The following is a 14,231-nucleotide window of genomic DNA, read 5'->3' as shown; positions in this document are numbered from 1 at the left end:
GGATATTCCGGCGAAGGCGGTGACAACACAACCAATCACACACCATCATCGATCCCGGAAAGGGGGATGAGGCCCGTGACTTCGCGGGAATGGGCGGACAAAGACTATTACGCGGATCTGGGGGTCTCCTCCTCCGCAAGCGCCCAAGAAATCAAGAAGGCCTACCGGAAAATCGCCCGGGAAAACCACCCGGATGCCAAACCCGGCGACAAAGCCGCCGAGGAGAGGTTCAAAAAAGCGGCCGAAGCCTACGATGTGCTCGGCGATGACGACGAACGCAAACAGTACGACGAACTGAAGGCCATGCTCAAAGCGGGCGGTGGATTCCGCGGCTTCGGCGCCGGAAAAGGAGGCCCGGGCTTCCCGGGCGGGTTTCGGCAGCAGACGCAGGACTTCACCATCTCGGACCTCTTCGGCGGACAGGGAGAAACTGGATTCAGTACAGATGGCTTTGCTGGGGATTTCCTCGGTGGCCTTTTCAACCGCGGCGGCGGTTATCGCCGCACAGCTACGCCGTCGCGGGGGGCGAATGTAGAAACCCAGGTCACCATCGACTTCGCCGAAGCGGTCCTGGGAACCACCATCACCCTGGATTTGACCAAGAAAGTCCGCTGCGCCGACTGCAGCGGAACCGGGTCCGCCTCCGGCAAACAGCAAACCTGCCCGGACTGCCACGGGGAAGGGGTGGTGCGCGACGAACGCGGCCACTTCGGTATGGCGGCCCCCTGCGCCCGCTGCAACGGCACCGGTACCGCGGTGACCGATCCCTGCTCCACGTGCCGTGGCTCCGGCCGGACAACGGAAACGAAAACAGTGACCGTGCGGGTTCCCGCCGGTATCGAGGACGGCAAAAAACTGCGGGTCCCCGGGGAAGGTGAAGCGGGTCCCAACGGTAAACCGGCGGGGGATTTGATGGTCACCGTCAAAGTCCGCGACGACAGTGTGTTCACCCGCGACGGCGACAACCTGGCGGTGACCTACCCGGTGTCGTTTTCCGAGCTGGTGCTCGGCGGGACGATTACCGTCCCCACCCTGGAAAAGCCCGTCAAATTGCGGATCAGCCCCGGGACCCCGGACGGCCGCACACTGCGGGTGCCCGGACGCGGTGTCCCGCACCGCGACGGCACCAAAGGTGACCTGCTGGTCAGCCTGGCGGTGACGGTGCCGAAGGATTTGAATGCCGAAGCCTCATCGGCGCTGCGCACCTATGCGCAGGCGGAAAAAGACTCCGGTTTCGATCCCCGGGAAGGCTGGGCGGGCAACGGCCGCTGACCATCCGGCCCGGAGATTAAAAAAACACCCGGTGGGCCGTTTTCTCAACGACATTAGGAGGTGACGCAACAGATGCCTGACCGTCGACACAGCCACGATGACGACATCCAGGGGGAGGTGTTCGTGATCTCGGTGGCGGCAGAACTGGCCGGCATGCACGCCCAGACGCTCCGCACCTACGACAGGCTGGGACTGGTCACCCCCCGGCGTACCCGCGGCGGGGGACGGCGCTACTCCCGGCGCGATATCGACATGCTGCGCACAATCCAGTCACTGTCCCAGGATGAGGGGGTCAACCTGGCCGGGATCAAGGAAATACTGTCCCTGACGCGTCAAAACGAGAAACTGCGCCGCGACAACGAGGCGCTGCTGCGGGAAAACGCCCTGCTCCGGGCGAAACTCGATAATCACGGCGGCACCGGGGAGCTGGTGCATGTGCCCCGTTCAACGGCAGTGGTGATGTGGGAGCCGCGGCGCCGCCGCGACTCCGACTAGGTGTGCCGCCCCACCGTGCCATCCCTCCCACCCCGGGCGGTGGGCGGGACTAGCCCCCGGTGGTGAGAGCCGACAGATTCCGCAGGAAAACCGGGTCGGTGAAATAGTCGCTGTGCCCGCCGACACCGACGTGGACGGTAATCCCGCTATCGAATTCTGTGGGGTCTTTGCCCAGTATTTCTCCCGTCAGATCATCCGCCGCGGCAATCGGGTCACCGACATTGATCGCCGCCCAGAGAGCTGTTCCGTCCGTTGCTGGCCTTGTGGTGGGGCGGAGATGAAGATCAGCCAGATCCCCGGTGCCGATGCCCGGGGAACCCAGCAGAAACATCCGGTCACACCACAGCCCGCCGGGCAGTTGGGCGGCGCTGGCGGCGGTAAACGAGCCGTAGGAATGCCCGACTATCCCCAGCCGCTGCCGGTGGCCACGGATCACCGCCCGGTCGTGCAGGCTTTGCTGAAACCGCTGCAGACTGCGCGCCCCCTTGCGGCCGTTGACGGGGCTGACGGCCCCGGCGATGGTGTCCGGTGCCCGGTAACCCAGCCAGGCAATGGTGGCCGCCCCGCTGGCCCGGTGCATACCGCGCGCCCGGTGCAGGATCCCGCCCCAGGTTTCCGGCTGGGAGGAATGCACCCCGCTGACCAAAGTGACAGCCGCCGGGGCGGTATCAAGATCACCGAAGCAGGCCACCAGATGGCCGTCCCCGGCTTGCAGAAGACGCATATCCGGGTACTGCCGCGCCAACTCGTGGACTAAGGGGCCGACAGCCCGGTTGCCCAGCACCCGGGCGTGAATGTCATCGAGACTCAACCGGTGGCTGTGCGCAAGCTCCGGGGTGGCCGACGGTGGGGGATCCGATCGTGTGCGCCAGTCGCGCGCCAGATCGATGCGGTCAATCGCCCGGGCGGTCTGCCGGTCGAGTTCATCGCGCAGGAAAGAAATCTCTTCCAGCTCCCGCCGGATACCGGCGCGCAGCCCCGGCGGGCATCCGGCGGTGACCGCCAGCTGCCGCACGGCGTGTTCATGACCGTCAAGAAGCGAGTTTTTCTCCGCCGCCTTGTACAGCACTCCGGCGCCGCACCGGGCCCCGGCGGCCACGGTGAGCAACTGGTCATTGAGTCTTTCGGCATGATGCCGGGCGGCCGATACGGCCAGCCCCCGGCTGCGGCGGGTGGCGCTCTGCCAGGCGCTGCGGTTGGTGGCGTGGCCCCGGCGCAGCCGGTCGGACACGTCGACCAGGATCCCGGCGGTGGAAAGAAGGTCCGTCAGCCCCGCGCCGTGGCCGCTCACAGTGCCCGCAACCGGTCGGCCATCCGGTCATCAATGGACCGGACGGTATCGATGAAACCTGCCCAGGCGCGGACATGGTGATCCATCAGATCACCGGCCCGCCGGGTGTGCGTGCCCAACCGGCCGGTGAAATCGGCCAACGCCCGCCGGGTGTGCGGGCCACCGGCCGGGGGGAGGGGACACAGGTCGGGAACCCCCACCGCCGCAAGAGCGGTGCTGTCACAAGGGTGCACCGACATCGTGCCGGTGACAGGGTGCGGGGAAGAAGATGCTGGCATGGTGGTGCACAATCCTTCACATTTTTTTTAAAACAACACAGACGGTGAGCCGGATGTGGCCGGTTCCTTGGTGTCTAGGACTGGCCGGGGATGCCCGCCGGTTCCATTTCTTCCGCCGCCAACGGGGGTGGCCCGGGTGCGGGCCGGGCGTCGGCCGGGGCCACTATCATCGGTGGGCATGAAAGTGTCAGTGGAACAATTCACCAGCGGACCCGTGGTCGGGGACAATCTGGCGGTCATGGTCGCCCGCATCGGGGAGGCGGCGGCAGCAGGTGCTGACCTGGTGGTGTTTCCCGAAGCAGCGATGAAAGCCTTCAACTCCGGAAGGCTCGATGAGGTGGCTGAACCCCTTGACGGGCCTTTCGCCACCGCGCTGGCTGCCGCGGCCGCAACCCACGGTGTGGTGGTGGTCGCCGGAATGTTCACCCCGGCCGATGTCGTGGAGCGGGAAGGAAAAACCATCCGCCGCATCCACAACACGGCGTTGGTCACCGGCGGCGGCATCCACACCGGATACAACAAAATCCACTGCTACGACGCTTTCGGTTTCCGGGAATCGGACACCGTCAAACCCGGCGGCAGTCTGGTGGCCGTGGATGTCAACGGAACACGGGTGGGTCTGGCGATCTGCTACGACCTGCGTTTCCCGGAACAGTTCATCGCCTACGCCCGCGAGGAGGGGGTGCGGGTGATGGTGGTTCCCACCTCGTTTTCCGACGGGCCGGGAAAACTGGAGCAGTGGCGGCTGATCACCCGCGCCCGGGCATTGGACAGCACCTGCTGGCTGGTGGCCGCAGGCCAGGCCCGGCCCGGTGGCGCCGACAAAGCGGGCACCGACGACGGGCCGACCGGCCTGGGGTTTTCCGCTGTCATTGATCCGACCGGCCGGCCGGTGGCTGAAGCCGGCTACGGCCCGCAGCGCCTTATCGCCGACATCGACGACACCGTGGTGGATTCGGTGCGCCGGGCGCTGCCGGTCCTGGGCGCCGACCGGCAGCTGTAGCCGGTGGTTCGCGGCTAGGCGACCGGATCGTGGCGGATGATGTTTTCCGGGGTTCCGCCGCAGGTCAAAAGCAGTGCGGTGGTGGTGATCATGTCGGGGGAACCGGCCAGGAGGATATCGCGGTCCTCCCAGGTGCCGTAGGAGGCCACCACCTCGCCGATCACTCCGGTCTGCTGCACGTGCAGGCCCCGCGGGGCGGAACAGAAATCGGTGGGTTCGACCCAAAAGTCGTCCTTCGGATTCAACGTGACCGGGGTAACGGACAGCCACGGGCAGCCGGCGGCCAGCTGCCACAGGAAATTCAGGTCATACAATTCGCCGGGATAGTCGGCGCCGAAAAACAGGTGCACCCGCCTGTCGCCGTTGTTGAAGCGGGCCAGGTGCAGCAGGTTCGCCCGCATGGGGGCCAAACCGGTGGAATGGGCGACCATGAGGATATCCCGTGTGTCGCCGCTGCCTGGGTCACTGACGGTCAGTGATCCGTGCGGGCTGCCCACTAGCAGTGTGTCGCCGACGGAAGCTGACAGCAGTGTCTCCGAGGTGGAGCCGGCCCCGGTGGATTTGATGTGGAATTCAATCCCGCCGGTCTCATCGCACGGCATCGCCGGGCTGTAGTAGCGCCACACGCCCCTGATCAGCGGGGAGCTGATCGCCATGTACTGGCCGGGATTCCACTGCCACGGCCGGTCGAGCTGGGCGCGCACGACACCGATCCTGTTGCAGCGTCTTTCGGTCTCGACGATGGTGGCGGTGGCGTAGGGGGCACAACCGTCGGCCTGCTCCATTTCGGCGGACGCCCGGGCCACCAGACCGGCGGTGAGGATGGCTTTCTGCGCATTGGAGACCATGGTGTGCGGGATGCCGCGGCACAGCCGCGGAATGGTTTTCGCCGCCGCCCGGGCAATGGTGTCGTAGTGCTCCGGGGCAATGCCCAGCCGCCGCTGTTCCCGCCCCGCATCCGCCATGATCATGGTGGTTCGTTTCGTGATCACCCCATCGGCCGGGGTGACCGCCAGAATCCAGATCAGCATGCGCGGCAGATCGGCGAAAATATGCTCCGGGGCCTGCGGCAGAAGGACCCGGTCTTCGGGATGTTTTTTGATGAAATCCCTGGCGACAGACACACGCACCTGGTCGGAGTATGCGGCAACGCGGGCGGCCACCAGTCCGAGAGTGCGTGAAGTCATGCCCTCATTATGCCGCACGTGCCGGGATGGAAAAACGGCTCCGGCGGTGTGTGCACCGGGTACCGCACACTATTGGGCTTTTCCCGGTGAGTTCACAGCCGCCGTGCCCCACAGCTGTCAGCACCTGCTCAGGCAGTTCTTGTGTGCACCCCATCCGCCGGGACGGCGGAAGGAGCTGTCCCCGGTTTTGGGGGAGGGAACAGGTCATGGCACACAAACGCACCCGCCGCGCGGCAGGCGCGGCGGGTGCGGTGTGGCGGGGCAAGCCGTTGGCCCGCTTTTCCGGTGCGGGAGGCCAGTTCACCGATCAGTAGTAGTGGCCGTGGCGGTAGTCCCAGGACAGGAAAATCTCGGACATGTTGGCCATGATCTTGTCGCAGTCCAGGCCGGCCCGGATCAGGATCGGGCAGGGGGTGACCTCGCGCTGGCCGTTCTGCTGCGGCACCAGGGTGCCGTCGGCGGTGACCATGGAGACCATCACACCCTGCTCTTTGCGGGTGTCCTCGGTCTCATTGGGCTGGATGGAGGTGACGTAGTCGTCCGCGGAGACAATGAAATCAGCCTCGTTTTCGATGCGGTCGCCGATATTGGCGACTTTGCCGCGGTTGCCGACGCCCGAGGGGTTGGCGGAGGAAGCGAAGGTGAGTTTTCCTTCTTCCCACCGTTTGGCGACAATCTGCTCGGCCGGGCGGCCGAAACGGATGACGAAACAGGAGGTGTTGCGGCCGTCGCGGGCCAGCTCCCGCACCGTGTCATCGGGCATGGTGTCGACGGCTTCCTTCTTCCACGGCAAAATGCAGCCGAGCAGAATATCCTGGTCCCAGTGCTGCTGGTAGAACTCGACGATCTCGTCGTTGACTTCGGCCAGGGCGGTCAGCTGGTCGATGCCGGAACACAGCACCACCGCAGGCTTGTTGCGCTTGCGCTGTTTGGCGTCGAATTTGCGCTCCAGGCCTTCGCCGTCACCGGCCATGAGGATGTAGCCGACTTTGGTGGCGCAGACAATCAGTCCGCCGGGGGTGTTGATGGCCTCCAGGGCCTCCGGGATGATCTCGCCGGTCCAGTGGGCGCGCGGGGTGGTGGACATGTGGGTGCCTGCCTTCGTGTTCGGGTGCATGATGGTGCGCGGTGGCCGGGGCACGCCCCGACCACAGCAATGGTTTCACTATATGGAACTTTATTCCTAATATATGGGACAGTTTCCGGGGGTGCAAATACGGGCGGCCGCGGGCGCCGATTCCCGCCCGGTGGAGGGGCTGTCCATAATGAACTGACCGGGGATGACCGGCATGGTCGGTCCCGCACTGTCCGTATTTTTTAAAAAACCGCGGCCGTGGTCCCCGGGCACTGTGTGTGTCGGCGCATGCGACCGGCGGTTTTTCGAAAGGCTATGAATGCACCAGCAGCTCACCCGCGGCCGCGGTAAGGACCGGGCCAATTTGAAGTGGTACCGCGAGGCCGCCCCGGAGCTGGTCAAATACCAGGTCATTTTGAAAATTGTGCAGGTGGCCGTTATCTTCCCCGGGTTTTCGGCGATGCTGGTGCCGGTGCTGGCCGCCCGCGGTATTCCGGTGCTGACCAACGACAATGCCACTAAGCTGCTGTTTTCTGTGTGGGGGCCGGTGGTGGTTGTCGGTGGACTGCTGCTGCTGATGGTCACGGTGCTGCTGGAGATCGGCGGGTTTATGACGGTGGCCGCCATTGAACTGAACGGGCGCAGGGAAGCCCCCTTTGTGAAGGTGGCCACCTACTGCCTGTCGGTGCTGCCGCGGATTGCCGGACCTGGTCTGGTGGCGGTGGCGGCTTTCGCGGTGCTGGTGCTGCCGCTGGTGCACAATCTGCTGCAGCTGAGCATTTTCACCGGGGTGCGCATTCCGAATTTCATAATGGAGGTCATCAACGGCAGCACCCTGTATTCGTCGATCTACCTGTTTGTGCTGGCCGCCGCCTGGGCGGCGGCCACCCTGCTGATCTTCTGGTTCCACGGAATCATTCTGCTGGGCTGGACGCCGGGGCCCGCGGCCCGGCTGTCGGTGCGGATGGTCACCGGCAACTTTCCGGCGATTATTCTGCGGGCCGTGACCGTGCACCTGATCATTGCCGCCGCGGTGGCCGCCCTGTCGGTGATCCCCTGGCTGGTGGTCGGCCTGGGGCTGGTGGTCGGCCACGGGTCCGCCGGGCTGGGGGTGGGGCTGACTTTTCTCGGGCTGCTCATGGTCAACATCATCACCGGTGTGGCGGGCTTTTTGTTCGCCCCGTTCGAAATCTGTTTTTTGACCGCCCTGTTCTACCGCTTTCTGCCCGCGGGGCTGGCGGTGGCGCGCCCCTGCGTGGTGGGAACGGCCGGGCCGGTGCCGGATCTGGCGCCCAAACGCACCCCGGCCCCGATCGACCGGTTGTTCGACAACAAACGCCCCATCGCGGTGGCGGTGATCGGTGTCATTGCCGCCGGATCCGTCTACTGGACCACGGCCGGGCACGTTCTGTCGGAAGCCCCCGATATTGCGGTGATCGCCCACCGTGGCGGCAGTGGGGATCAGGTGGTGGAAAACACCGCCGGGGCCATTGAACAGGCCCTCCGCCAGGGGGTTGACTATGTGGAAGTCGATGTCCAGCGCACCGCGGACGGCCACTACATCATCAACCACGACGCGACGTTTTCCCGCCTGGCCGGTCTGGGTTCCTCGGCCCAGGAGATGACGATGGACCAGATTGCGCAGCTTAAGCTTTATCCGGCCGATCCCGCCGCCCCGGCGGCTACAGTGCTCACCGTTGACGGGCTGCTTGATCTCGTCGACGGGCGCACCGGTCTTTTCCTCGAACTCAAAGGGGCAAGCGCGGATACCCGGATGGCCGATGATCTCTACCGGATGGTCGCCGAGCGCGGAATCGTTGACCGGGTGGTGTTTTTCTGTCTGAAATCCGGTGTGGTCGCCTACATCGACGAGACATACCCGGACGCGGAGACCGCGTTCGGCTATTTCCTGTCCGGGTCGAACAAGGCCGCGCTTCCCGGCGACTGGGCCGCGATCGAGGAAGACAACCTCTCCTACGACGGGCTGACCAAGCTGCACAAGTCCGGCAAAAAAGTGGCGGTGTGGACGGTCAATACCGAGGCGTCGATGAAAAAATTCGTCAACTGGCCGGTCGATGCGGTCATCACCGACCATGTGCCGCAGTGGAACCGGATTGCCGCCGACCGTGCCTCCCAGAATCCGGCCCGGGTGCTGGTCGGCGAGTACTTCCACGGCTGATTCTTTTTTCCGTGCGTGGTGGGTGCTCCCCGTTGGGGCATTGCGGCAGGTGGTGGGCGCGGCGGGGATTTTTCACCCACCCACCAGGGTTGAGTCTGCTCGACTAAGGGGTGGGGAAGCAAAAAATTTTGACCTGAGTGGAACAGACTCAACTTGTTTGACGTTGTTGATGGTGAAACGAAAAAACGCAGGAAAACCCAGGGTCCGGCAGATCACTGCCGGTGACCTTGCGGCCTGCACGAAGCAGAAAGAAGACGATTGACCATGGCACAGTTTGCGCCAACAACGAAAACATCCGAAGCCCTGCAGGCCGCCCTGGCGCAGGCCTCATCCCTGGGTAACCCGGAGATCAAAGCCGGCCATCTGCTGGTGGCGGTCCTCGACCAGGCTGATTCCATTGCTGTTCCGGTCCTTCAGGCCACCGGCTGCGACCCGCAGCAGCTTCTTGCAAGCGCCCGGTCTGTGGTGTCCGGCTACCCGACGGCCTCCGGGGCGAATATGGGCAAAGCGCAGTTTGACCGCAATGCGCTCAATATTTTGAACTCCGCCCAGGAGGTCGCCGGTGAACTGGGCGACGAGTACGTCTCCACCGAGGTGCTGCTGGCGGCGATCGCCCGGTCGGATACCGATGCCGGCAAGGTTCTCCACGACGCGGGCGCCACCTATGAGGCGGTGACAGCCGCCTTCACATCGGTGCGGGGAAATAAGAAAGTGACCACCGAGGATCCGGAAGGCCAGTTTCAGGCCCTGGAGAAATACTCCACCGATCTGACCAGTCGCGCCCGGGAGGGGAAATTGGATCCGGTCATCGGCCGGGACCAGGAAATCCGCCGGGTGGTGCAGGTTTTGTCGCGCCGGACGAAAAACAATCCGGTGCTCATCGGTGAACCCGGGGTCGGTAAAACCGCCATTGTCGAGGGCCTGGCACGGCGTATCGTCGCCGGGGATGTGCCCGAGTCGCTGAAGGGGAAAACCCTCATCAGCCTGGATTTGGGTTCCATGGTCGCCGGGGCGAAATACCGCGGCGAATTTGAAGAGCGCCTGAAAGCCGTCCTGGATGAGATCAAGGAAGCCGACGGGCAGATCATCACCTTCATCGATGAGCTGCACACCATTGTCGGCGCCGGGGCGACCGGCGAGTCGGCGATGGATGCCGGCAACATGATCAAACCACTGCTGGCCCGGGGTGAGCTGCGGCTGGTCGGTGCCACCACGCTGGACGAGTACCGCAAATACATCGAAAAAGATGCCGCCCTGGAGCGCCGTTTCCAGCAGGTGTTTGTCGGCGAGCCGTCGGTGGAGGATTCGGTGGGTATTTTGCGCGGGCTGAAGGAACGCTACGAAGTGCACCACGGTGTGCGCATCACCGACTCCGCGCTGGTGGCTGCGGCCACCCTGTCCGACCGCTACATCACCAGCAGGTTTTTGCCCGACAAGGCCATTGACCTGGTCGATGAGGCGGCCAGCCGGCTGCGCATGGAGATCGATTCCTCCCCGCAGGAGATCGACAACCTGGAACGGATTGTCCGCCGCCTGGAGATCGAGGAAGTGGCCCTGGACAAGGAAACCGATGCCGCCTCCCGTGAGCGGTTGGTGAAATTGCGCCAGGAGTTGGCCGATGAGCGGGAAAAACTCGGCGAACTCAAGGCCCGCTGGAGCAACGAGAAAGCCGCCATCGACAAAGTGCGCGGCGCGAAAGAGGAACTGGAGAAACTGCGCGGCGAGTCGGAAATCGCCGAACGTGACGGCGACTACGCGACAGTCGCGGAGCTGCGCTACGGCCGTATCCCGGAGCTTGAAAAACAGGTCGCCGAAGCAGAGGCCACCGTGGCCGGCGGGCAGGCGGGTGCCATGCTCACCGAGGAAGTCACCCCCGACACCATCGCCGAGGTCGTGTCTTCCTGGACCGGGATTCCGGCAGGCAAGATGATGCAGGGTGAAACCGAGAAGCTGCTGTCGATGGAGCAGGTTCTCACTCGCCGGGTGGTCGGCCAGAATGAGGCGGTTGAGGCTGTCTCCGACGCGGTGCGGCGCTCCCGGGCGGGGGTGGCTGACCCCGACCGGCCGACCGGATCGTTCCTGTTTCTCGGACCCACCGGTGTCGGTAAAACGGAACTGGCGAAATCGTTGGCCGAGTTCCTTTTCGACGATGAGCGTGCCATGGTGCGCATCGACATGTCCGAGTACGGGGAGAAACACTCCGTGGCCCGGCTGGTGGGTGCTCCCCCCGGATATGTCGGCTATGACGCCGGCGGCCAGTTGACCGAGGCGGTGCGCCGCCGCCCCTACACGGTGGTGCTGTTCGACGAGGTGGAAAAAGCCCACCCGGATGTCTTCGATGTGCTGCTGCAGGTCCTGGATGAGGGAAGGCTGACCGACGGGCAGGGCCGGACGGTTGATTTCCGCAACACAATTCTGATTCTCACCTCCAACCTGGGGGCCGGCGGTGACCGGGAACAGATGATGGATGCGGTGCGCGCGACCTTCAAACCCGAATTCGTCAACCGGCTCGATGATGTGGTCGTCTTCGATGCGCTCACCCGCGAGCAGCTGGCGGGCATCGTCGATATCCAGATCCGTCAGCTTGCCGCCCGCCTGTCGGCCCGGCGGTTGACACTGACCGTCGACGACAAGGCGCGGGCGTGGCTGGCCGACCGCGGCTACGATCCGGCCTACGGCGCCCGGCCGCTGCGCCGGCTCATCCAGCAGGCCATCGGCGATCAGCTGGCCAAAAACCTGTTGGCCGGAACCATCACCGACGGTTGTGCGGTGGCGGTTGGGGTGGCCGCCGACGGCGACAGCCTGGAGGTCACCCGGGCGGCCGGGCAGCCGGAATAGACCGCCCCGTCACCGGGAAAGGATCGCCTTTTCGCCCCCACCCCCGCGTCACCGGCCCGTGCCGGCGGGTGACGCGGGGGTGTTGTGGTGCGGCGGGACGCGATGGCCGGGCGCTGTGGTCACCATCGTTATTTCCGCCCCGCCTGGCCGTCACCCCGCTGCAGCAGCGTGGCGATGGCCCGGCAACGTCAATATTGTGGTGCCCATGAGCCTAACCATCAGTGTTGACGAGCTTGCGGAGACAATCCGCAGCGGTGGGAAAACCACCATCCTGGCATGCATCTGGCATCCGGGTGCCGGAATGAGCTATTCGATGTACCGGGGCGCGCATATTCCGACCGCCCTGCACTGCGATCCGGCGTACCAGCTGGCGATGGCCCCCAGTGCCAGGGACGGCCGTAACCCGCTGCCCAGCTACCCGGTGCTGGACAGAGCCTTTAACGACTGGGGTCTGAACAGAGACCACAAAGTGGTGGTCTACGACGACAACAAAGGCCTGCTGGCCGCCCGCGCCTGGTGGATTCTCACCTGGGCGGGGGTGGCGGATGTCTCCATTGTCGAAGGCGGCTCCCGTGCCTGGGTGAAAGCCGGCTACGAACAGGTCGGCGGTCCGGGCAATCTGGCCCGCGACTGCACCATCCGCCCCAACCCGGGGCAGCTGCCGACCGTCGATATGGACTACATGCGCCGGGTGCCCGATGATGTGCTGGTCATCGACACCCGGGAGAACAACCGCTACATCGGCCGCAAAGAACGCCTGGATCTGAAAGCCGGCCACATTCCGGGGGCGGTGAACCTGCCGCTGGAATCGTTGATGACAGACGACGGTTTCTTCCTCCCGGAAGACGACATCCGGGCCGCGTTCGATGCCGTCGGTGTGACTGACCCGACGAAAGTGGTGGTCTATTCCGGATCCGGGCTGCATTCGGCGGCTGCCATCTTCGCCATGCACCATGTGGGTCTGCCCGGTGCCGCCCAGTATGTCGGCGGCTGGTCCCAGTGGAGCGCCACCCCGGACAATCCGGTCCAGCGCGGAATCTAGCCCCCGCCGGCTGATTGTGCGCCCACTGTGCGGTGGGCGTTACTAGACTGTGGACGGTGATGGATCCTTATCTGCTTCTCGGACTGGCCGCAGCATCCCTTGGCGGGGCCGCGGCTCTTATCGCCGTGGCCAAAAAACAGGATGCCACCGCCTCCGGGGAGCTGGATTTGGGCGGGGAGATTACCGACGTTCATCCCCCGGCAGATCCCGCTGCCGGATCCGGCCGGGAAGAAGACACCGGCACAGACACCACCCCCGCCACAGGCGGCCCATCCCCGGCTGCACTCCCGTCGGCCGCTGCCGCACCAGCCGGGGACACCGGCAGTGACCCCGGACAACCCTCCGGTGACACTGGCAGTGACACCGATGCTGACAGTGCCCGTGGCAGCGACGGTGGGCGGCCCGCCGGGGGGCAGACACACGACAGACACAGCACGCTGCTCAACAGGCTGCCCGGCGCGGCGCGCCGGGAGCGGCGGCGTTTCGCCGCGGTTCACGGCTTCGACTACGTCAAACACGATGACTATCTGGCCGGGGAATTCGATTTCCCGGATGTGCCGGTGGATATGCGGGCACGGGACGCGGTCAGTGGTATCAGCCACGGCAAGGAAATCCATCTGGCCGATTTCGGGGGGCACACCGTGCTGGCGGTGCGGCGCAGCGCGGCGTCGCCGGTGGTGGTGCGGTTCGTGCGCACCGATTCCCACCCGGATGCCGAACAGCCGGTGACGGTGGCCAGCGCCGGTGGGTTCACCGCCTGGGCCGCTGAACCCGGCCCGGCGGCCACGTTCGTTGATGTGCGGGTGCGTTCTGCGCTGGCGGCCCTGGCCCCGGCGATCACCGAAATTGTGGTTGCCGGACAGTGGGTGGCGGCACTGGTGGGGCGGCAGGATGCGGAAACCACCGCCGCCGCGGCCATCGCCCCGCTGGGGTTGATCGCTGATGCGGCCCTGGTGCTGCCGCCGTTCACCCCCGCCGGGGTCGCCGAACCGGCGGACTGCGACCCCACCCGCCCGGCGCTGCTGACCCCGCAGTCGGCGGCCCGGTCCACCGGTGCTCTTCCCGCCCCGCCGGGTCTTGCCGCCGCCGCGCGGGATACAACGGACATCCCCGATGCGGAGATCATCGACGAGGCTTCCGACGAGGCGCCTGACGGTGCCGGGCCGCGGACCATCCGCCGCGGTGGTGGGCCGGTCACCGGCACAGACGAGGGTTGTGACCACACGGAACCGGACGGTGACGATGCCGGGGTGGGCCACCGGACAAGCCCGCACCGTTTGGCCGGCCCGGAGGGCCTGGAAGTGGATTTGCCGACCCGCTCTGTGGGGCAGCGCCACGGCAGCATGGATCTGCATGTCATCGGCGGTGATCTGATCGAACCGATTGCCGATGGCACGACCCGGCCGCCGGCGGCCACCCGCCCGCGGGTGGCCCGCCGCGGCGGGCGGCCCAGCATTTTCACCGACGCATCCGGTACCGCCCCGGCGGAGGCATCCGACGGCACCGACGCTACCGGTGACGGTGACACCACCCAGCCACCGCCGGATGCGGCACACAGATGACCCGCCCGG

General features: G+C 65.5%; 11 protein-coding genes. 7 read left to right on the top strand and 4 right to left on the bottom strand.

Translation table 11 applies throughout. The annotated features are described in order from the left end of the window. Positions 1–75 precede the first annotated feature (75 nt). Together dnaJ and JZY06_RS11325 are read left to right on the top strand one after the other, a co-directional pair. Positions 76–1,272, top strand: coding sequence for a molecular chaperone DnaJ (gene dnaJ, locus JZY06_RS11330; RefSeq protein ID WP_207279666.1), 1,197 nt, complete (start codon positions 76–78; stop codon positions 1,270–1,272). Positions 1,273–1,344: 72 nt separating this feature from the next. Next, positions 1,345–1,767, top strand: a complete 423-nt coding sequence (locus JZY06_RS11325; protein WP_207279665.1) for a heat shock protein transcriptional repressor HspR — start codon at positions 1,345–1,347, stop codon at positions 1,765–1,767. Positions 1,768–1,816: 49 nt separating this feature from the next. Here the strand turns inward: JZY06_RS11325 and JZY06_RS12605 are convergent, their stop codons facing one another. Both JZY06_RS12605 and JZY06_RS11315 read right to left on the bottom strand, forming a co-directional pair. After that, entirely contained in the window at positions 1,817–3,058 is a 1,242-nt protein-coding gene (locus JZY06_RS12605; RefSeq protein ID WP_207279664.1) for an alpha/beta hydrolase, read from the bottom strand. Beyond that, positions 3,055–3,336, bottom strand: coding sequence for a hypothetical protein (locus JZY06_RS11315; RefSeq protein WP_207279663.1), 282 nt, complete (start codon positions 3,334–3,336; stop codon positions 3,055–3,057). The genes JZY06_RS12605 and JZY06_RS11315 overlap by 4 nt, the downstream gene beginning before the upstream one ends. Positions 3,337–3,514: 178 nt before the next feature. Between JZY06_RS11315 and JZY06_RS11310 the strand changes: the two genes are divergently transcribed. Then, positions 3,515–4,339 carry a nitrilase-related carbon-nitrogen hydrolase gene (locus tag JZY06_RS11310; protein WP_207279662.1) on the top strand — a complete coding sequence of 275 codons (825 nt, stop codon included), beginning with the start codon at positions 3,515–3,517 and terminating at the stop codon, positions 4,337–4,339. A 14-nt stretch (positions 4,340–4,353) separates the two neighbouring features. Here JZY06_RS11310 and JZY06_RS11305 read toward each other — a convergent pair whose 3' ends face one another. Both JZY06_RS11305 and JZY06_RS11300 read right to left on the bottom strand, forming a co-directional pair. After that, complete coding sequence (locus JZY06_RS11305; RefSeq protein WP_207279661.1) at positions 4,354–5,526, bottom strand: FAD-binding oxidoreductase; 1,173 nt, start codon at positions 5,524–5,526, stop codon at positions 4,354–4,356. A gap of 307 nt (positions 5,527–5,833) precedes the next feature. After that, positions 5,834–6,613: an L-threonylcarbamoyladenylate synthase gene (locus tag JZY06_RS11300; protein WP_207279660.1), complete on the bottom strand. Its 780-nt coding sequence runs from the start codon at positions 6,611–6,613 to the stop codon at positions 5,834–5,836. 307 nt (positions 6,614–6,920) lie between these two features. Between JZY06_RS11300 and JZY06_RS11295 the strand changes: the two genes are divergently transcribed. From JZY06_RS11295 to JZY06_RS11280, 4 genes are all read left to right on the top strand, one after another. Continuing rightward, positions 6,921–8,780 (top strand): glycerophosphodiester phosphodiesterase family protein, encoded by a 1,860-nt coding sequence (locus tag JZY06_RS11295; protein ID WP_207279659.1) that lies wholly within the window; start codon positions 6,921–6,923, stop codon positions 8,778–8,780. Positions 8,781–9,044: 264 nt separating this feature from the next. Further along, positions 9,045–11,618, top strand: coding sequence for an ATP-dependent chaperone ClpB (gene clpB / locus JZY06_RS11290; RefSeq protein ID WP_207279658.1), 2,574 nt, complete (start codon positions 9,045–9,047; stop codon positions 11,616–11,618). 205 nt (positions 11,619–11,823) lie between these two features. Next, the gene (locus tag JZY06_RS11285; protein WP_207279657.1) at positions 11,824–12,660 is read left to right on the top strand and encodes a sulfurtransferase; all 837 of its coding nucleotides are present in this window, start codon (positions 11,824–11,826) and stop codon (positions 12,658–12,660) included. 56 nt (positions 12,661–12,716) lie between these two features. After that, a complete protein-coding gene (locus JZY06_RS11280) occupies positions 12,717–14,222 on the top strand; it encodes a type III secretion system chaperone family protein (protein WP_207279656.1) in 1,506 nt (501 codons plus the stop codon). Positions 14,223–14,231: the final 9 nt, after the last annotated feature.

Origin of the sequence: Corynebacterium mendelii, from assembly GCF_017307055.1 — a bacterium.
Classification (GTDB): domain Bacteria; phylum Actinomycetota; class Actinomycetes; order Mycobacteriales; family Mycobacteriaceae; genus Corynebacterium; species Corynebacterium mendelii.
Note: the sequence above shows the minus strand (reverse complement) of the source record. Positions and strands in the feature narration are given on the sequence as shown.